The organism is Caulobacter sp. GW821-FHT10A10, assembly GCF_059415745.1.
On sequence record NZ_JBWKNV010000009.1, the window covers coordinates 189,783 to 209,325 of the forward strand.

Annotated in this window: 14 protein-coding genes; 6 read left to right on the forward strand and 8 right to left on the reverse strand. The window is 68.3% G+C overall.

Annotated elements, in window-relative coordinates; translation table 11 throughout:
- The first annotated feature begins 1 nt into the window (after position 1).
- Positions 2 to 688 carry a DOPA 4,5-dioxygenase family protein gene (locus tag AC07NS_RS22720; protein WP_494606944.1) on the forward strand — a complete coding sequence of 229 codons (687 nt, stop codon included), beginning with the start codon at positions 2 to 4 and terminating at the stop codon, positions 686 to 688.
- A 6-nt stretch (positions 689 to 694) separates the two neighbouring features.
- On the opposite strand, the gene AC07NS_RS22725 is transcribed toward AC07NS_RS22720, so the two are convergent.
- Positions 695 to 1,990: a spinster family MFS transporter gene (locus AC07NS_RS22725; protein ID WP_494606946.1), complete on the reverse strand. Its 1,296-nt coding sequence runs from the start codon at positions 1,988 to 1,990 to the stop codon at positions 695 to 697.
- Between the two features lie 335 nt (positions 1,991 to 2,325).
- Here AC07NS_RS22725 and AC07NS_RS22730 point away from each other — a divergent pair, with 335 nt between their 5' ends.
- Positions 2,326 to 4,641: a TonB-dependent receptor gene (locus tag AC07NS_RS22730; RefSeq protein WP_494606948.1), complete on the forward strand. Its 2,316-nt coding sequence runs from the start codon at positions 2,326 to 2,328 to the stop codon at positions 4,639 to 4,641.
- A 113-nt stretch (positions 4,642 to 4,754) separates the two neighbouring features.
- Here the strand turns inward: AC07NS_RS22730 and AC07NS_RS22735 are convergent, their stop codons facing one another.
- Positions 4,755 to 5,690, reverse strand: coding sequence for a LysR family transcriptional regulator (locus tag AC07NS_RS22735; protein WP_494606950.1), 936 nt, complete (start codon positions 5,688 to 5,690; stop codon positions 4,755 to 4,757).
- 419 nt (positions 5,691 to 6,109) lie between these two features.
- Between AC07NS_RS22735 and AC07NS_RS22740 the strand changes: the two genes are divergently transcribed.
- Positions 6,110 to 7,327, forward strand: coding sequence for a lipase family protein (locus AC07NS_RS22740; protein WP_494606952.1), 1,218 nt, complete (start codon positions 6,110 to 6,112; stop codon positions 7,325 to 7,327).
- 130 nt (positions 7,328 to 7,457) lie between these two features.
- On the opposite strand, the gene atzF is transcribed toward AC07NS_RS22740, so the two are convergent.
- The 5 genes from atzF to AC07NS_RS22765 form a co-directional block, all read right to left on the reverse strand.
- On the reverse strand, positions 7,458 to 9,206 hold the full coding sequence (atzF, locus tag AC07NS_RS22745) for an allophanate hydrolase (RefSeq protein WP_494606954.1): 1,749 nt from the start codon (positions 9,204 to 9,206) through the stop codon (positions 7,458 to 7,460).
- Entirely contained in the window at positions 9,203 to 9,823 is a 621-nt protein-coding gene (locus tag AC07NS_RS22750; RefSeq protein ID WP_494606955.1) for an urea amidolyase associated protein UAAP2, read from the reverse strand. Before AC07NS_RS22750 ends, atzF begins: the two co-directional genes overlap by 4 nt.
- 9 nt (positions 9,824 to 9,832) lie before the next feature.
- On the reverse strand, positions 9,833 to 10,654 hold the full coding sequence (locus AC07NS_RS22755) for an urea amidolyase associated protein UAAP1 (protein WP_494606957.1): 822 nt from the start codon (positions 10,652 to 10,654) through the stop codon (positions 9,833 to 9,835).
- Entirely contained in the window at positions 10,651 to 11,295 is a 645-nt protein-coding gene (locus tag AC07NS_RS22760) for a cysteine hydrolase family protein (protein ID WP_494606959.1), read from the reverse strand. The genes AC07NS_RS22755 and AC07NS_RS22760 overlap by 4 nt, the downstream gene beginning before the upstream one ends.
- Before the next feature lie 118 nt (positions 11,296 to 11,413).
- Entirely contained in the window at positions 11,414 to 12,631 is a 1,218-nt protein-coding gene (locus AC07NS_RS22765; RefSeq protein WP_494606961.1) for a dipeptidase, read from the reverse strand.
- A gap of 276 nt (positions 12,632 to 12,907) precedes the next feature.
- Here AC07NS_RS22765 and AC07NS_RS22770 point away from each other — a divergent pair, with 276 nt between their 5' ends.
- The 3 genes from AC07NS_RS22770 to AC07NS_RS22780 all read left to right on the forward strand — a co-directional run bounded on the left by AC07NS_RS22770 (position 12,908) and on the right by AC07NS_RS22780 (position 18,201).
- The gene (locus AC07NS_RS22770; RefSeq protein ID WP_494606963.1) at positions 12,908 to 14,182 is read left to right on the forward strand and encodes an MFS transporter; all 1,275 of its coding nucleotides are present in this window, start codon (positions 12,908 to 12,910) and stop codon (positions 14,180 to 14,182) included.
- A gap of 14 nt (positions 14,183 to 14,196) precedes the next feature.
- Entirely contained in the window at positions 14,197 to 15,762 is a 1,566-nt protein-coding gene (locus AC07NS_RS22775) for a sulfatase family protein (protein ID WP_494606965.1), read from the forward strand.
- A 156-nt stretch (positions 15,763 to 15,918) separates the two neighbouring features.
- The gene (locus AC07NS_RS22780; RefSeq protein ID WP_494606966.1) at positions 15,919 to 18,201 is read left to right on the forward strand and encodes a TonB-dependent receptor; all 2,283 of its coding nucleotides are present in this window, start codon (positions 15,919 to 15,921) and stop codon (positions 18,199 to 18,201) included.
- Between the two features lie 165 nt (positions 18,202 to 18,366).
- Here the strand turns inward: AC07NS_RS22780 and AC07NS_RS22785 are convergent, their stop codons facing one another.
- Positions 18,367 to 19,467 (reverse strand): Gfo/Idh/MocA family protein, encoded by a 1,101-nt coding sequence (locus AC07NS_RS22785; protein ID WP_494606968.1) that lies wholly within the window; start codon positions 19,465 to 19,467, stop codon positions 18,367 to 18,369.
- Between the last annotated feature and the right edge of the window lie 76 nt (positions 19,468 to 19,543).

Consider the following 19,543-nt stretch of genomic DNA (forward strand, 5'->3'; position numbering starts at 1 on the left):
GATGAGCGATCCAACCCCTTCCGCCCGCGCCGTGGCGCTCGACGAGCCCGAGATCCAGCGCCGTAACCTGCTGCTCGCGGGCGGTGTGGTCGCGGCGGCGGCCGGTCTCGCCGCGCCGGGCGTCGGCAAGGCCGAGGAGGGGGCGAAGGTCCCGCCGCCCGCACGGCAGCCGCGTGCGCCGGTCGGCGGCAAGAGCCCCTGGGGCTACGAAACCTACAAGCAGACCACGACCCAGCCGGTCTCGATCCGGCCGGGCGAGGCGCCGCTGCCCGACCATCCCCGGGCCTATACCGACATCAAGAGCTATCACGCTCACGTCTATTTCGACGAGGACACCTACCAGAAGGCCGCGCTGCTGCGCCGCTGGGTGTCGGAGCGGTTCGCCGTCGAGCTGGGCGACTGGAACCTGACGCCGCGCGGACCGCATGTGACGCCGTCGTTCTACTTCGGCTTCACCAACGACCTGCTGCACGTGCTGCTGCCGTGGCTTCAGCTCAACAGCCTGGGGCTGACGATCCTGCTGCACCCCAACACTGACGATCCGCGCTCGGATCACCTTTACTACACCGCCTGGATCAACCGCTCGCAGCCGGTGAACGGCTACGGCATGAAGAAGCCGGGCGAGGGCGAGCCGCCGGTGGAGCTGATCTACCCCAACACCAAGCCGTTCCTGCCGATCGAGACCTGAGGCCGGTCAGGCCGGGATCGAGCGCTTCAGTCGGGCGGCGGCGAACACCAGGCAGGCGCCGCCGGCCACCGCGCTGAGCTGCATCAGCGAGATCGACGAGGCCAGGCCGTCGGCCGCGCCGCGGGCGACGAACAGGTCGCTGAGCCAGCCGGTCAGGAACGGACCCACGCCCATGCCGATGACGTTGAGCACGAACAGCATGCTGGCCATGCCGACGGCGCGCAGGCGCGGCGGCAGCAGCATCTGGCCGGCGGCGAACAGCGGGGCCGAGAAGGCCGAGCCGGCCAGTTCGGCGATGAAGTAGCAGAGATAGGCGGTCGGGCCGCTGGTCTGGAAGAACAGCAGGATCGCCGGTCCCATGACGCCGATGCCGATCATCGGCAGCCACAGGTACCAGCGGGCGTCGCGGCCGCCCAGGCGGTCGGCGGCGAAGCCGAAGATCAGGGTGCCGACGAAGCCGGTGACGCCTTGCAGCAGGCCGCTGAGCGAGCCGACCTCGGTCGAGCTCATGTGCTGCACGCGGATCATGTAGGTCGGCACCCAGTTCTCGAAGGCGCTGGCCGAGGCCGAGATCAACGCAAAGCCCAGCGCGATCGGCAGGAAGCAGGGGTGGCTGACGATATGGCCGGCCGCTTCTTTGAGGGAGTACTGGCGGGCGTTCTCTTCGGTGGCGGCGTCGAAGGCGCCGCGCGGCGGCTCGCGCACGATCAGGAAGAACAGCGCCGCCACGATCATGCCGGGGAAGCCGACGATCAGGAACGCGCTGCGCCAGCCGAAGTGGTCCTCAAGCACGCCGCCGAAGGTCAGGCCCGCCCACATGCCGATCGAGATGCCCAGGCTGTAGACGGCGATGGCCGCCCCGCGCCGGGCCTGCGGGAAGTAGTCGGAGATCAGGGAGTAGGCCGCGGGCGAACAGCCCGCCGAAGAGACGGCGATGCCGAACCGCGCCAGGGCCAGGCCCATGAAGTTGCCCACGAAGCCGCTGATGACGGTCAGGGTGCTCCAGGTTCCGATGGCGGCGGCGATGATCGCCCGGCGCGAGCCCTTGTCGGCCAGGCGCGCGATCGGAAAGCCGGCCAGCGAATAGAGCAGGGACGAGCCGAAGCCGGTCAACAGGCCGATCTCGGTGTTGGAGACCTTCAGGTCGCGGCTGATCGGGTCGACCAGGATGATCAGCAGGAAGCGGTCGATCCAGCTGAAGGTGTAGACCAGGGTCAGCATGGCCAGGACGATCCAGGCCCGGCTCGAAACCTTCGAGGGGGCCGGTGCGGGCGTTGCGTCGGCGATAGCGGCGTCGGCCATGTTGGTTCCGTGGGAGTCTCTGACCCCTCCGACGAACCACGGCGCGTGTCGTGGGTAGATGTCGTTCTCGGCAACCATGCTTGGCGGGCCGCGTAACGAACCGCTGGCCCGCTTGGGAAGCGTCGCCGTTCACTTCCAAATTCGCGCAACCATCATTGTGCAACGCGACATTCTCGCTGGCGGGCTCCTGCCAAATCCTCGCATGGAGACCGGCTTGAGCGAGACGCGGGCGGCCTTTCCGGGAGGAGGAAAGCGCCAGGAACCCGTGTCCGCAGCACCCTCGATCAAGAGGCCAGGCCCGTCCGAAGGCTTTCAAGCTCAAGGGGATAATCGTGATGTATTCGGATTTCGTGACGGCTCGCCGACGCAAGCGCGGCCTGAAGGCGACGCTGATGGTTGCGGGCATGCTGGCCGCCGTGACGCCGGCCCTGGCCTGGGCCCAGACCGAAGCGGCGCCGGCCGCCGACGACAACGTCGTGCCCGAACTGGTCGTCACCGCCCAGAAGCGTTCGGAGAACGTGCGCGACGTGCCGCTGAGCATCAGCGTCCTGACCGGCGACCAGCTGGCCAAGCAGCACGTGGCCAACTACGCCGACCTGGCCCGCAGCACGCCGGGCCTGTCGTTCAGCAACACCGGCAACAGCGGCCTGTCGCGCATCAGCCTGCGCGGCATCAGCTCGTCCCAAGGCTCGGCGACGGTCGGCGTCTATCTAAACGACGTGTCGCTGACGATCCCGAACCAGTTCTTCACCGGCGTGACCCTGCCGCGCCTGTTCGACCTCGACCACGTCGAAGTGCTGCGCGGCCCGCAGGGCACGCTCTACGGCGACAGCTCGCTGGGCGGCACCCTGCGCTTCATCACCAAGTCGCCGAAGCTGGGCGGCTATGAGAGCAGCGCCGAGGGCGAGGTCTCGCACACCGACGAAGGCGGCGTGAACTACCTGTTCGGCGGTATGATCAACGCTCCGGTCGGCGAGAACGCGGCCTTCCGCCTGGCCGTGCAGCGCGAGTACCAGAGCGGCTTCGTCGATCACGTCAACGCGGCCGGCGTCGTCGACAACAAGAACGTCGACGCCGAGCGCACGACCGCCGTGCGCGCCAGCTTCCTGTGGGAGCCGACCGACGACCTGAAGGTCAGCTCGACAGTGCAGTGGCAGCAGACCGACGCCGACGACACCGGCATCACCAAGCTGTCTCTGGGCAAGTTCCAGGAGAACCGCCCGGTGCGCGAGCCCAGCCAGGACACCCTGTTCGCGCCGAGCGTGACGGTTGAAAAGCGCTTTGGCGACCTGACCTTCACCTCGATCAGCGGCTACGCCTATCGCAGCTTCGACCGCCAGTTCGACGGCTCGATCTATGACAGCGAATACGTCGCCAGCGTGCTCGACGACAGCTATGGCGACACCTACGAGACGATCGCCGCCCTGCCGGGGATCATGCGCAACAAGGACGCCGTGGCCACCTACAGCCAGGAGTTCCGCCTCGCCTCGCCGTCGCTGGCCGAAAGCGGCAAGCGCTACGAGTGGCAGGTCGGCGCCTATTTCGCCAAGCAGAAGATCACCAGCCTCGACCACGAATACGTGCTGGGCCTGGACGCCGCCGTCGCCTCCGAACTGGGCACGACGACGGAAGACGCCCTGGGCTACGCCACGCCGGGCGGCCTGATCGGCTACTTCAACTCGGTGCGCCGCAACAACCAGATGGCCGTCTTCGCCGAGGGCTCGTTCAAGGTCACCGACCGTCTAAAAGCGACCGTCGGTCTGCGCCAGGTCAAGGCGTCCAGCCAATACGCGCTGGAGGAGGGCGGCTGGCTGGCCGACGGCGCGCCTGCCCATGACGACGCCTCCACCCGCTCGGCGCCGCTGACGCCGAAGTTCGCGATCACCTACGAGGCGTCCAAGTCGGTGTCGCTTTACGCCAACGCCGCCAAGGGCTTCCGTCTGGGCGGCCAGAACAACGCCCTGACCTCGTTCTGCGCGGCCGACGTCGCCTCGCTGGGGCTGTCGGACGCCAAGAGCTATCGTCCCGACAGCCTGTGGAGCTACGAGGGCGGCGCCAAGACCCGCCTGTTCGACGGTCGGGTGAGCTTCAACGCCTCGGCCTTCTACATCGACTGGAAGAACGTCCAGCAGTCGGTGCGCCTGTCGACCTGCGGCTCGGTCATCACCGGCAACGCCGGCGACGCCCGCAGCCAGGGCGGTGAGTTCGAACTGCGCGCGGCCCTGACCGATAACCTGACCCTCAACCTGTCGGGCGCGATCACCGACGCCAAGATCACGCAGGCGGCCAAGGGCACCGGCGCGGTCGACGGCTCCAAGCTGCTGGGCACGCCGGAGAACACCTTCTCGGTGGGCTTCGACTACGATCACGCCATCACCGACCGCATCGACGGTTTCGTCAGCATGAACTGGTCGCACACGGGCGAGAGCTACGGCTCCTACTCGACGACCAGCAAGGACTACCGCCGCCCGTCCTACGACCTGGTCGACGCCAGCGTCGGCGTGGATGTCGCCGACCTGCAGCTGTCGCTGTTCGCCAAGAACCTGCTGAACGAGGACACCATCATCCAGAAGCCTTCGGTGCTGTTCGTCACACAGGGCTTGGCGCTGCGTCCGCGCACCGTGGGTCTGAACGTGAAGGCGAAGTTCTAGGGAGAGGAGAGGGCCGACACTGGCTGTCGGCCCCCTTATCCGAGCATCCCCGCCTTCGCGGGGACATGCGGTTAATTAGGGCGGCGCGAGCACCAGCTCGCGCCCCTTTTCGTTCAGTTCACCCGGGCGCGGGCCGCCTCGACCTGCTGGATGAAGGCCGCGACGAGCGGGGGCGGATGGCCCTGGCGGGTGATCACCGAGATCTTGCTGGCGTAGGAGAAGGTCTCCGGCGCGACCTTGTGGAAGCGCTTGCCGCCGCCCATGCCCGCGACCTGGTGCTCGGTCAGGAAGCCCAGATAGCGGCCCGAGGCGATCATCATGGCGATCGACTCCATGTGGGTGACCGTCGCCGTGCGCTTGAGCAGGCCGCTGACGCCCAGCCGTTCCATCTCGTGCTCGAACGGGTAGCCGACGAAGTCGTAGGAGGCGATGTCATCGAGATCGACGCGGTCGTCGTGCGCGCGCAGTCGCCAGGCCGGGTGATCCTCGGTGCAGTAGAGCCAGCTGACCTCCTCGTAGAGGAAGTTGTAGCGCAGTTGCTCCATCGGCCGGCGCTCGAACACCACGCCGACGTCGAGATTGTTCTCGATCACCGCCTGCTCGATCAGGTTCGAGGTCGTGGTCGAGATGTTGAAGTGCACGTTCGGATAGGCGGCCTTGTAGCCGTCGAACACCTCGGGCAGGCGAAAGTTGGGATCGCCGACCAGGGCGTCGACCATGCCGATGCGAATGGCGCCCGCGGGGCTGGCGTGGATGTCGCGCACCCGGGCCTCGAACAGGTCGAGCTCGTCGAACAGCTTCTCGCAGGCCTCATGCACCCGCGCGCCCTCGGCGGTGAGGGTGAAACCGCGCCGGCCGCGCTCGCACAGCCGCGCGCCCAGGCGGATCTCCAGGTCCTTGATGTAGCGGCTGATCGACGGCAGGCCGATCTGCAGCTCGGACTCGGCGGCGACGAAACCGCCGTGCTTGACCACCGTGGCGAAGGTGCGCAGCAGGCGCAGGTCGTTGTCGCTGACCCGGCCGGTGAAACGCTTCAGACCCAGTTCCATACTTGGCTCGTCCGACAACAATGATTGCCCATGCGGGCATTCCCGACGACCGGGGAAGCGACGCAATCTGATGCTCGCGATCCACGCTCGACGCCTGTCCGCAATAGCACCGGGCCGGAGGGGGCTAAGATCGCCGGCGGCTAGAAACCGGAAATCCCTGGGGTTTGCTGAAAAGCTGATGGCCGGCGCCTGAATTTTGCGCGGGTCGCGGCGTTTGTGAAAACTCGTCGTTCGGCGACCGTCACGCGACGAGCGGGCGGCGGGCCGGGAAAGGCGATCTTTCCGCTTTCGGCAACTAAGGCGATCGGCCGGGCTGGGCGTCGAAACCGCGCCTTCGCGCCTGCCAGGATCCGCCGCCGATGCTTCGAACCCGTCTTTCCTGCCTTCTCGCGGCCGCGGCCATGGTCGCTGGACCTGTCATGGCGCAGCCCGTTCAGCCTTCGGCCGACCGCTGGGCCGGAGACGGCGGCGTCACGCCCTTTTATCGCTGGAACGGCGCGACGCCGTCCCTGCCCGGCATGATGCTGCGGCGGGAGGTCCTGCCGGCCGAGGACGCTCTGGCCGGCGCCGGCCGGGCCGAGCGCATCCTCTACAGCTCCACCGACTGGCTGGACGCCAGGAAGATGGTCACGGTCTCGGGCGCGGTGTTCTTCCCCAAGGGCGCGCCGCCGGCCGGTGGCTGGCCGGTGATCGCCTGGGCCCACGGCACGACGGGCGTCGCCGACGTCTGCGCCCCGTCGTTCATGCCGCGCTCCGAGCGTGACCAGCAGTACCTGTCGGCCTGGCTGGAAGCTGGCTACGCCATCGTCGCCACCGACTATGCCGGGCTCGGCACGCCCGGCCCGCACCCGTATCTGCAATCGAGATCGGAGGGTCTCGCCGTGCTCGACAGTGTGCGGGCGGTGCTGAAGGCATATCCGGGCCAATTGGCCAACAAGGTGGTGACCATGGGCCAGTCCCAGGGCTCCGGCGCAGCCCTGGCCGCCGCCTACTGGGCGCCGACCTACGCCCCGGACCTGAAGATCAAGGGCACGGTGGCCACGGGCGTGGTGGCCCACACCAACAACACCCGCGGCGCGCGGCAGGAAGCGGTCCCCAGCCTCTATACCGACCGCGACGCTGGCGGGAACGCGGCCTACGAGATCCTTTATTTCCTGGGCACGGTGCGTTCGATCGACCCGCAGGGCATCCGCGCCGAAGACTACATCTCGCAGGCCGGCCAGCCGCTGCTGGAGAAGGCCCAGACCACCTGCATGGGCGGCCTGCGCACCTTCGCCCGCGAGATCGCCCTGCCGGTGTCCAAGCTCTACAGCCGGCCGATCGACGCGCTCGAGGCGCGGGCCGACGCCCTGAGCGACTTTCCGGACGTGAAGATCCCGACCCCTGTCTTCGTCGGCACGGGCCTGGCCGACTCCGACGCCCAGACCGTCAGCCAGTACAACTTCGTCTCGGCCATGTGCGCGGCGGGGAACACCGTCGAATGGCGCTACTACCCGCACGCCACCCACGGCAGCGCCGTGATGCGCTCTCGCGCGGACTCTCCGGCCTTCGTCGAGAAGGTGTTGCATGACAAGCCGGTGGCCAACCTGTGTCCGAGCCTGGTTCCGCCGGGGCCGTTGCAGGACCCGGAAGGCTGAGGATACCCCTAAACCGAAAACCCCCGCGAAAGCGGGGGCCTAGGCTTTTCTGAAACGCGAAGCGCTCGACGATAAAAACACCTGGGTCCCCGCTTTCGCGGGGATTTTACGGGTGGGATGCGCAGACCGCCTACAGACTGGCGATATAGGCCCGCCAGCCGCCAAAGCCGGTGATCTCGGTCGCGCCGTCCAGCGCCCGCGGCTCGGCCACGAAGCCCTTCACCGTGCGGCCGTCGTCCAGCGTCACCGAGCCGATGGCCAGCGGCGCGGGCACCTCGGCGGTGAAGCCGCCGAAGGCGGCCAGGTCCAGTTCGTAGAGTTCCACCGCGATCGGCGCGCCGCCCTCCGAAAACACCAGCGCCGGCTTCGGCGGCGTCGAGTTGGCGATGGCGTAGAGGCGGTAGCTGTCGGCGGTCTTGGCCGCGCCCAGGAAGCGGGCGTTGCGCGAGGTCAGCTGCCAGTGCAGCGGCATGCCTTCCAGGTGGGCGCCGACGACGGCGAGGGTGACGGTTTCCATCTTGTCTCCAAGGTCGAGAACGGGAGCTGGCGCATCGAGCCGCGCCAGATAGGGGCGGGCGGCGGCGATCAGGGCGCGGTCGGCATGGGCCGGGCCGATCAGGGTGACGCCAAAGCCGACGTCTCCGCCTAGGAAGCCCGCCGGCACGGCCAGGGCGCTCATGTCGAGCAGGTTGACGAAGTTGGTGTAGAGACCCAGCGCCGCGTTCAGGCGGACCGGTTCCTGGCGCATCTCGGCGATGCGGAAGGCGGTCGGGGCGGTGGGCAGGACCAGCAGGTCGATGTCGCTCCACATCGCTTCGGCTCGGCGGGCCAAGGCCTTCAGCCGGTATTCGCCTTCGAACAGTTCGACGGCGGTGACGCCCAGGCCGGCCTCGACGATGGTTCGCACGGTCGGGTCGATGGCGTCCGGATTGTCGGCCAGCATCGTCTTCAGCGCCGCCGTCCTCTCGGCCACCCAGGGGCCGCCATAGAGCAACTGGGCGGCTTCGCTGAGGAAGTCGATGTCGATGGGCACGATCTGCGCACCGTCGGCGGCGAAGCGACCCAGGGCGCCTTCGTAGAGATGGGCGGCCGCCGCGTCGCCGAGGAAGTTGCGCTGGTGGGGCAGGGGAACGCCGAGGCGCCTAGCCGCGCGGGGCCGGTTCTCCAGCGGGCGCGAGAACGGGTCGGCCGCATCGAAACCGGCTGCGACCGCATCGACCAGTTCGGCGTCGTCGAGGTCGTGGGTGAACACGCTGATGCAGTCCAGCGACCGGCAGGCAGGCACGAGGCCGCTGGTGCTCCAGCGACCCTTGGTGGGCTTGAAACCGACGAGGTTGTTGAAGGCGGCCGGCACCCGGCCCGAACCGGCGGTGTCGGTGCCCAGCGCGAAATCGACCAGGCCCGCGCCCACGGCCACGGCCGAGCCGGAGCTCGATCCGCCGCTGACGAAGGCGCGGTTGAACACGCAGTGGGGCGCGCCGTGCGGGCTGCGCGTGCCGTTCAGGCCGGTGGCGAACTGGTCGAGATTGGTCTTGCCGATGGGGATCGCGCCCGCCGCGATCAGCCGCTGCACCACGGTGGCCGAGGTCTCCGGCGCATAGGCGAAATCCGGGCAGCCGGCCGTGGTCGGCAGGCCGAAGAGGTCGATGTTGTCCTTGATGGCGAAGGTCGCGCCGGCCAGCGGCAGGACCTCGCCGGCCGCGATCCGGGCGTCGACGGCGCGGGCGTAGGCGCGGACGGCTTCCGGATCCAGCCGCTCGATCCAGACCTGGGGCTGGACGGCGTCATAGGCGGCGATGCGGGCCAGGGCGGCCTCGGCCGCCTCCAGCGCGGTCGTTCCGCCGGCGGCGACAGAGGCCGCGATGGCCCGCGCGCTCACGCCCGCACCACCATGCGCACCGGCGTCGGATTGAAGCCGTTGCAGGGGTTGTTGATCTGCGGGCAGTTGGAGACCACCACCGTGACATCCATTTCCGCCAGCAGCGTCACCGACAGACCCGGCGCGGAGATGCCGTCGACGATGCCCAGGGCGCCGTCGGCCTCCACGGGCACGTTCATGAACCAGTTGATGTTGCTGACCATGTCGCGCTTGTTTCGGCCGGCCCGGCCGTTGGCGTCGAGAAAGTTGTCGACGCAGGCGTGCTGGTTCTTGGTGTGATGGCCGTAGCGCAGGGTGTTGCTCTCGCACGAGCACGCCCCGCCGATGGTGTCGTGATAGGCGACGTTGGTGGCCACGATCCGCATCATCGGCCGGCCCTCGTTCGACAGCAGCACGGCTCCGTCGCGCAGGAACAGGTTGCCTTGCGCGGCGATGGTGTCCTGGGCGCTGTAGCGTTCGGCGTCGTCGGCCGTGGCGTACATCAGGAAGTCGACGGCCTGGTTGCCCTCCAGGTCGATGATCTCCAGCGTCTCGCCGGCCTTCAGGCTGTGCATCCACGGGGCGCGGGCGGGCACCACCTCGTCATGGAGGACGGTGGTGTTGAGGTCTTCACGCATCGAACCCTCCTAGCGGGCGTAGTAGTCGTCGACGTTCAGGAAGGCGCGCAGGCCTTCCGGCGTGCCGGTGCGGATCGGGTCGTCGGCGCCCGCGACCGGCGCGCGCCAGGCATGGGCCCGCACGGGGGTGACCGTGTAGTCGGGACGCGGATCCAGCACGTGCGGGGTGTTGGCCAGCACCACGATCAGGTCCATCTCGGCCCGCAGCAGCAGGCTGCGGCCCGGCGCGAACGGCCCGACCTGGGGCGTGATCACCCCGTCGACCTCGACCTTGGCGCCCTTGAACCAGGTGAGGCAGGGATGGATGTCCTTGCGCCCAAGGCCGTACTTGCCGACCGCCAGGGCGAAGCGCTCGCGGCCCGACGGATGCGGGCCGTAGTTGCCGGCCTGACCGTACTTGGCCGCGATGCTCCAGGGCGTGGACGGACCGCAGAAGGCGTCGTGCGTGCCGGCGTCATCCTCCAGGATGCTCATCAGCGCCCGGCCCATGTCCGACAGCAGGAAGCGGCCGGCGCCCAGATAGCCGTTCCACTGGATCTTCAGGGTGTCGGCCACGTTCAGCCGCTCGACCGGCCGTTCGGCGTTGAACAGCAGCATCGACACGCAGCCGTCGCCGGAGAGATCCGTCAGGCGCAGGCGGGTCCCGCGCGCGATCTGCTTTGAGGCGTAACCGCCGGCCGCGATCGTCTCGGCCCAGACCATGTCGTCCGGCGAGACGCCTTCGGGCAGATCGGTCGCGGCCGAGGCCGGCAGGGTGGGCATGGCCTCGACCACCGCGCCGCCCTGGGCGCGGGCATGGGCCTGGGCGCCGTACGGGTCGGCGGTGCTCATGCGGCGCTCTCCCGCTTGGCGGCGAAGGCCTGGAAGCCGTCGATGATCTCGTCCGACATCCGCCGGGCGCCGGTCTGCATGTACTCCATGGCGTTCAGCGCCGCGTCGTGGGCCGGCGTCGACGAGGCGGTCACGCAGTCCTCGACCACGCGGCAGTAGTAGTCGCCCTGGTGGCCGTCGACGAAGGTGTAGTGCACGCAGACGTCGGTGAAGCCGCCGCACAGGATCAGCGTCTCGGCCTTCAGGCCCTTGAGCAGGATCTCCAGCTCGGTGCCGTAGAAGCAGGAGTAGCGGCGCTTGGCGAGCAGGTAATCGCCCTCGACGATGCCCAGCTCCTCGATGGCGAACTCGGTGCCCGGCGAGGTCTCGATGCAGTGCACGTCCTCGCGGCCGTCCAGCTCGCGACCGAAGTCGATCATGTTGGGACGGTGCACTTCCTTGAAGAACACCACGGGGATGTCGGCGGCGCGGGCGGCGTCGACCAAGGTGCGCACGCGGTGCATGCGTTCCACCCGGTCGGGCAGCAGAGGCAGGCGCTCCGACGGCGCCCAGTCCATGAACGAACCCTTCTGGACGTCGATGACGACGAGGACGGGCTGGCCGACGATCATCGGTCGGGCGTTGTCGGGGGTGTAGGTCAAGGCTGGATTCCCTGGTGTCTCTTGAGATCACCAAGACCAGCGCGCGGCGCTTCGAGAAATGACGCCGCCGGAAAAGTTGGTTGCGGATCGCGGCAACTGAACCGGCGGCGTTCGAGGTCTAGCGCTTGGCGGTCTGCTCCACGGCACGGAAGACGCGCAGATAGTTGCCGCCCCACAGCTTGGCGATGTCGGCCTCGGAATAGCCGCGCCGCACCAGCTCGGCGGTGACGTTGGCGGCCTCGCCTTCATTGCTCCAGCCGACGACGCCGCCGCCGTGGTTGAAGTCGGACGACAGGCCCACATGGTCGATCCCGACGCGCTTGACGGCGTAATCGACGGAGTCGGCCAGGTCCTTCACCGTCGCCCTGGGCAGCAGGGCGTTGACGGCGTGGCTGTAGTCCAGCCGCTTCTCGGGCGTCAGCGCCTCGGTCCCGTCGGCGGGGCGGACATAGGCGACCGGCAGGGCGTATTGCGCGCGCAGCGCCGCGACCTTGGGCGGGAAGTCGGGACCCGGCCGCACCAGGTAGGGGCCGAAGGCGACGATCTGCACCACGCCGCCTTTGGCCGCGATGGCGTCGAGCTCGGCGTCGGACAGGTTACGGGGACTGTCGACCACGCCCTGCACGCCCGAATGGCTGGCCACGACCGGCGCGCGGCTGAGCGCCAGCACCTGCTTCACCCCGTCCGGCGTCAGCTGCGAGACGTCGATGATCACACCCAGGTCGTTGAGCTTGGCCACGGCCTGCTTGCCCAGCGGCGACAGCCCGCCCCATTCGACCTTGGTTCCGCCGCTGGGACGCGAGGAGTCGGCAAAGGCGTTGTTGCCGGCGTGGACGAAGCCGAAGCTGCGCACGCCCGCGGCGTAGTAGGCGTCGATCGGCGTCAGGTCTTCGCCGAACGGATAGGCGTTGAGAAAGCCGACGATGATCGCCCGCTTGCCGGCCTTGGCGGCGGCCTCGACGTCGGCGGCCTTCAGGGCCAGGACGGCGCGGTCGGGATGGCGCTCGGCGACGCCGCGGATTGCGGCCAGCTTGGCGTCGGCGTCCTTGCGGGCCTTGGCGTAGCCCTCCGGCGTGCGCGGGCCTTGCGAGACGAACACCGCCAGCACCGCCGCATCGACGCCGCCGCGCTCGAGCTTGGGCAAGTCGACCTGACCGTCGCCGTCGACGGCCGCCTCGTGGGCGCCGACGCCCAGGTCCTGGGGTACGTCCGCATGGCTGTCGAGCACCAGAACGCGGGCGTGAACGGCCTTGGCGTCGAGATCGGCGGCCTGGGTCGTGCCGGCGGTCGCCAGGGCCAGCAGCCCGGCGGTGGCGAGGAGGAGGGGACGGAACATGAGGTCGAGCTTTCTGTGGTCGGCTCTGGTTTGCGATCGGGGGAGGGGAGCGGCCCGAGTCCCGGAGGGGGCGCGGCCTTCTGCGACGCTAGACCGGGCTTTGCGGCGGCGACCAATGCGGTGTTCTCATGTCGGATATTGCCGCCGGTAAAGCTTGGCGCGGTGGCCGAACTGGCAGGGCGTCCAGAAATTCTGCCAACCTGCCCGACGCGGCCTCGTCTAAGGCGTAATTCCTAGCGTCGCCATCGGGTTTGGCTTTGCTTTGGAGACCGTTCGATGATCGACGCCCCGCCCGCGCCTGGGATCCCCACCCTGACCCCGGCCCAGACCGCCGCCGAGCGCCGCCGCTGGCTGCTGCTGGGCCTGATCATCTTCGCCGGCATCCTCAACTACGTGGACCGGCAGGTGATCGCGGTGCTCAAGCCGATCATCGAGCAGGACATGGGCTGGAGCGACGCCGACTACGGGCGCCTGGCCTCGCTGTTCCAGTTCTCGGCGGCGATCGCCTTCCTGTTCACCGGCGGCATTGTCGACAAGCTCGGCGTCAAATGGGCCGCGCCCGTGGGGGTGGCGACCTGGAGCCTGGCGGCCATGGCCCATGGCGGGGCCAACACCATGCTGCAGTTCTCGGCCGCTCGCGTGGCCTTGGGCGCGACGGAGTCGATGGGCACGCCGTCCTATGTGAAGACCATCGGGGCGCTTTTCTCGGCGCGGATGCGGTCGGTGGCGTTCGGCATCTCCAACGGCGCCTCCAACGTCGGGGCGATCGTCACGCCGTTGCTGCTACCGCTGCTGTCGGCGGTGGTCGGCTGGCGGGCCTCGTTCGTGGTGGTCGGCGCGCTCGGTTTCCTCTGGGTGGCGCTGTGGTTCGTCTCGACGCGCGGCCTGCAGCTCGCGCCCGACAAGCCGGTCGAGGTCGCGGGGCAGCCTTCGGGCAAGACGTCGCTGAAGGTTCTGCTGTCGGACCGCCGCACCTGGGGCGTGGCCGGGGCCAAGGCGCTGTCGGACCAGGTCTGGTGGCTGCTGCTGTTCTGGGCCCCGGACTTTTTTCACCGGGTCTTCCACGTCGGCATGCACGACATCGGCAAGCCCCTGGCCGTGGTCTACGGCTTCGCGGCCGTCGGTTCGGTGTTCTCCGGCTGGATCGCCTCGCGGCTGCTGGCGCGCGGTCTGTCGATCAACACCGTGCGCAAGGGCTCGATGCTGGTCTGCGCCCTGCTGGTGACGCCCGTGCCGCTGGCGGTGCTGGTCGACAACTACTGGCTGGCGGTGCTGCTGCTGGGTCTGACGCTCGCCGCGCACCAAGGCTTCTCGACCAACATGTTCGCCACTATCGCCGACATCACGCCCAAGGACCGGGTCGGCTCGGTGACCAGCTTCGGCGCCTTCTGCGGCAACCTCGCCGGCATGGGCATCGTGCTGCTGGCGGGGGAACTGCTCCAGCGCGGCGCGGGCTACCTGCCGCTGCTGGCCATCGCCGCCGTCTCCTACCTGATCGCCGTGGCCTGGCTGCAGCTCTTCGTGCCGCGCCTCCAGACCGCCCAGGCCTGAGCCGGAGCAAGCCGATGATGCAATACACCACCACCCGCGGCGTGCTGCTGGCCGCCGAGGGCCTGGACAAGCCGTTCCACGCCGTCTCGTGGGACGCTGCGGACGGGGAGGGCGCCGCGCCCGAGCCCAAGGACCTCGCCCTAAAGGCCAAGCCCGGCGTGAAGCCGCGCAACATCGTCGTCGTGCTGACCGACGACCATCGGTTCGACGCCATGGGCTTCACCGGCGCTCAGCCCTTCGTCGAGACGCCGGTGCTCGACCGGCTGGCCGCCGAGGGCGCGCACTTCAAGAACGCCTTCGTCACCACGGCCCTGTGCTCGCCGTCGCGCGCCACGATTTTCACCGGCCTCTACGCCCACCAGCATCGGGTGGTGGACAACAACCACCCGATCCGCCCGGACGTGACCTTCTTTCCGGAGTATCTTCAGCACGCTGGCTACGAGACCGCCTTCATCGGCAAGTGGCACATGGGCGTGGAGGGCGACGACCCACAGCGCGGTTTCGACCACTGGATCAGCTTCAAGGGCCAGGGCGACTATTGGCCCAACGGCGACGGTCTGAACGTCAATGGCGAGCGCGTGCCCCAGAAGGGCTACCTGACCGACGAACTGACCGACTACGCCATGGACTGGCTGGAGAGCCGCGAGGGCGACAAGCCCTGGCTGCTGTTCCTGGCCCACAAGGCCGTGCACGCCGAGTTCATTCCCGCGCCGCGTCATCTGGGCCGCTACGACGACGCCGAGTTCCGCTATCCGGAAAGCCTGAACCTGCCCCCCGAGCAGTCCGAGGGCCAGCCGGTCTGGGTCAAGAACCAGCGCAACAGCTGGCACGGGGCCGATTTCCCGTACCACACCAACCTGGACCTGGCGCACTACTACAAGCGCTACGCCGAGACGATGCTGTCGGTCGACGAGGGCATCGGCCGCATCCTCGATCATCTGGAGGCCAAGGGCGAGCTCGACAGCACCCTGGTGCTCTACATGGGCGACAATGGCTTCGCGTTCGGCGAGCACGGCCTGATCGACAAGCGCACGGCCTATGAGGAGTCGATGCGCATCCCGATGCTGGCCCGCTGCCCCGAGCTGTTCCCGGGCGGGACGGTGGTCGAGCAGGTGGTGGCCAATCTCGACGTCGCGCCGACCCTGCTGGCGGTCGCCGGCCTGGAGGCGCCCGAGGGTCTGCAAGGCGCTGACATGCTGCCCCTGACACGCGGCGAGAACCCGCCTTGGCGCACCGAGCTGCTCTACGAGTACTACTGGGAGCGCAACTTCCCGCAGACCCCGACGGTCCACGCCATTCGCCAGGACCGCTACAAGTACATCCACTATCACGGCGTCTGGGACATCGACGAACTCTACGACCTGCAGGCCGATCCGAACGAGACGGTGAACCTGATCCATAGTCCAGGCCACGAGGCGGTGGTCGCGCGCCTGACCGAGCGGCTCTTTCAAAGGCTTGAAGAGCAGGATGGGCTCCAAATCCCGCTGCCCTTGCCAGTGGGAGGGCGGCACCTGCTGCGCGACGCCGACGGAGCGGTTCCGGCCGACTTCCCGGCGGTGCTGCTGAAGGCGCGGGAGTAGGCGGCGTCGGGCGGCTGGCGTGACGTCAGGGAAGCCTTGTCGCCCTTAGGAAATCCGAGGATCGGCCAAGAATATCTTTCTACTCCCATCGGATTAGTAGGAATACGAACCTCCCCCTGGAAGCCGACGCCGAACGCCGGCCCTTGGGGATATGCCATGATTGTTCGTACCGCCGCCCGCCGGGGCCGCGCCCACACCCTGCGCCTGGCTCTGCTGGCCGGCGCCGCCGTTCTCGCCACCGGTTCAGCCGCGCTCGCCGCCGACGCTGGCGCCGACTCCAACACCGTCGAAGAGGTCAAGGTCACCGCCCGCTATCGCGAGGAGTCGGTGACCAAGGTGCCGGTGGCCATCAGCGTCGTGTCGGGCGACGCGGCCGCCGCCAAGAACCTCAACAACCTGCAGGACATCGCCTCGACGATCCCGACGGTCGACTTCCGCACCGGGGCCTCGAACAAGGACCGCACCGTCTTCATCCGCGGCGTCGGCACGATCACCACCTCGCCGGGCGTCGAGCCCTCGGTCTCGACCGTGATCGACGGCGTCGTGCTGTCGCGTCCGGGCCAGACGACGCTGGATCTGGTCGAACTGGAGCGCATCGAGGTGCTGCGCGGCCCGCAAGGCACGCTGTTCGGCAAGAACGCCTCGGCCGGGGTGGTCAACATCGTCAGCAAGAACCCGGGTCCCGACGCCCACGCCTTCGCCGAAGCCGCCTGGTACGAAGGCGACGAGTATCGCCTGAAGGCCGGCGTCTCCGGCCCGCTGATTGACGGCAAGCTGGGCGCCAGCCTGTCGATCCTGAAGAGCGGCTGGGACGGCAACGTCAAGAACGTCACCACTGGCCAGACGGTGAACGGCTACGACCGCTTCGGCGGCCGCGCCAAGATCGTCGCCACGCCCAGCGACGACCTGACCCTGACCTTCAGCGCCGACTTCAGCCGCTCGAACGAGGATCCGCCGACCGGCGTCTTCGCCTCAAGCGACCGCGTGGCCTATCCGACCAACGTCGTGACGGCGAACCCGACCCTGGTCGCGGCCCTGGCCGCCTCGGGGATCACCGCCGGCGCCAACAACACCAAGACCAATGCCGACGTCCGCAGTTTCGTCGAGGACCGCAACGGCGGCGTTTCGGCCCAGGCCGACTGGAAGGTCGGCGATTTCACGATCACCTCCATCAGCGGCTACCGCAGCTGGAAGAACCATCAGCGCCAGGACTTCGACCAACTGGCCGTGGCCACCGCGGCCATCCCGACCGCTTTCGACGACGGCAAGGTGGACTTCAGCCAGGTCTCGCAGGAGCTGCGCATCACCTCGCCCAAGGGCGGGCTGATCGACTACGTGGCAGGCCTCTACTACCTGAAGGCCGAGACCGACGAGGTCTATCGCCGCGACCTGACCCGCATCGTTTCGGGTTCGGCGGTCAGCGACTACGGTATCGCCCGCTACGGCACGCGCGGTGTGAACTACGCGATCTTCGGCGAAGGCAACATCAACTTCACGCCGAAGTTCCGCGCCATCCTCGGCGCGCGCGCGATCCGCGACGAGCTGAGCTACTACCACGACCGCCAGGCCACCACGACCGTGGCCCTGACCGGCATCCGTCCCAACCACACCAGCGCGGGTTCGCTGGAGAAGGACGGTTGGAGCGGCCGCGCCGGCCTGCAGTACGACGTGGCCGAGACGGTCAACGTCTATGCGACCTACTCGCGCGGCTACAAGGGCCCCGCCTACAACACCTATTTCAACATGCAGGCGATCGACGAGATCTCGCTTAAGCCCGAGACCTCGGACTCGTATGAAGCGGGCGTCAAGGGCACGGCCCTGGGCGGCCGCTTCGTCGGCGCCCTGGCGATCTTCAAGACCGACTACGAGAACTACCAGGCCAACTTCACCGACGTGGCCGGCACGCCGGCGGCGATCGTCAGTCGTCTGATCAACGCCGGTTCGGTGTCGAGCCAGGGCGTCGAAGGCGACTTCACCCTGCGTCCGGTTCAGGGCCTGAAGCTGGGCTTCTCGTTCGCCTACACCGACGCCACGGTCGAGCACTTCAACTGCCCGAGCGGCGCGGCCAGCAGCTGCAACATCGACGGCCAGCCGCTGCCCTTCGCCCCGAAGTGGAAGACCTATACCGACGTCGAGTACCGCACCCGCCTGAACAGCGCCTTCGACGTGGTGCTGTCGACCGACTACGCCTGGAAGGACGACACCCAGTACTCGCTGGCCGAGACGCCCGACACCATCCAGAAAGCCTACGGTATCTGGAACGCGGGCGTCGGCCTGGTCGGCGTCGAGAACGGCTGGCAGGTGCGCGCGGTGGTCAAGAACATCGCCGACAAGTCGTACTCGCCGTACCTGGTCTATGGCGGCCTGGCCGGCGTGGTCCGCTACGTGCCGCGCGACAACGCCCGCTACTGGGGCCTGTCGGTGCGCAAGGAGTTCTAAGGGCCTCTCTCAACTTCCCGTCTTTCCCGCCCCTGTGGCGGGAACCCCTGGGTCCGCTCGCACGTGAAAGTGCGGCGGACCGCAGGCGGTCCGCTTCACTCGCGCCTGCGGCTGAGAGAGGGCTTCCCGCCACAGGGGCGGGAATGACGGGAGTAAGAGAGTTTCTCAGAACCCCAGCTCAGCCAGCGTCACCACCCGCTTCTCGCGGGCGCTGATCTCGGCGGCGGTTCCGATGGCCACGGCCATCAGGCCGTCGCGGGCGGTGACGGCGGGTGCTCCGCCGTCGCGGACCGCGTCGAGGAAGGCCCGCAGCTGATAGAAGGTCGAACCATGGTGGGTGCCCGCCTTCATCGCCGCCTCGTCGACCGGCACGTGCTCGCGGACCATCTTCTTGGGCGATCCCAGCGGTACGCGCGGGGCGAACACCAGGTCGCCAGGCGGGATCAGGGCTTCCAGCCGGGCTTCCGAGCCCGTCGCGGTCAGGGTCTCCTGCTCCTCGACGCCTTCTGCGAACATGCAGAGGTCCAGCATGGCCCGCACGCCGTTGTCGAAGTCGACGACCGTGTAGCTGTTGTCGATGATGTCCGGCGTCCGGCCGTCGTAGCGTTCGTCCAGGTGGTTGACGTCCATGGCCCCCGAACAGAACACCGACACCGGCTCGGCCTTCACGATCAGGCGCATCAGGTCGAAGAAGTGGCAGCACTTCTCGACCATGGTGCCGCCGGTGTTGGCCGAGAACCGGTTCCAGTCGCCCACCTTGACCAGGAACGGAAAGCGGTGCTCGCGGATCGACAGCATGGCCAGTCTGCCGATGTCGCCGGCGTGGACGCGTCGGATGAACTCGGCGGCCGGCGGCATGAAGCGGTATTCCATCGCCGTCCAGAACAGGGCACCGGTCTTGGCGGTGCGGGCATCGGCGGTCTCGGCGGCCCAGCGGGCGTCGGCCAGGTCGCTGCACAGCGGCTTCTCGCAGAGGATCGCCACGTCGGTCGCCAACGCCGCCTCCAGCACCTTGCGGTGGGTGAAGTTGGGCGAGACGATGATCACCGCGTCGAGTTCGACCTTGGCCAGCATCTCGGCGCCGTCGGCGAAGGCCTGGACGTCCTTGGCCTTGTCGCCCAGGGTCATCCGCGCCCAGTCCAGCGAGCCGGGCGTCGGATCGGCGATGGCCGCCACGCGGGCGTCCGGCATCAGTTCGAGGTTGCGCAGATGCTCGTTGCCCATCATGCCGACCCCGATCAGACCGACCTTGAGCTTCTCAACCATCTTCAAATCCCCCGAACTGAAAGCATGTACCCATGAGTGAGAGCCGCCAGTCACACGAACCCCGTCCGCTCGGCAA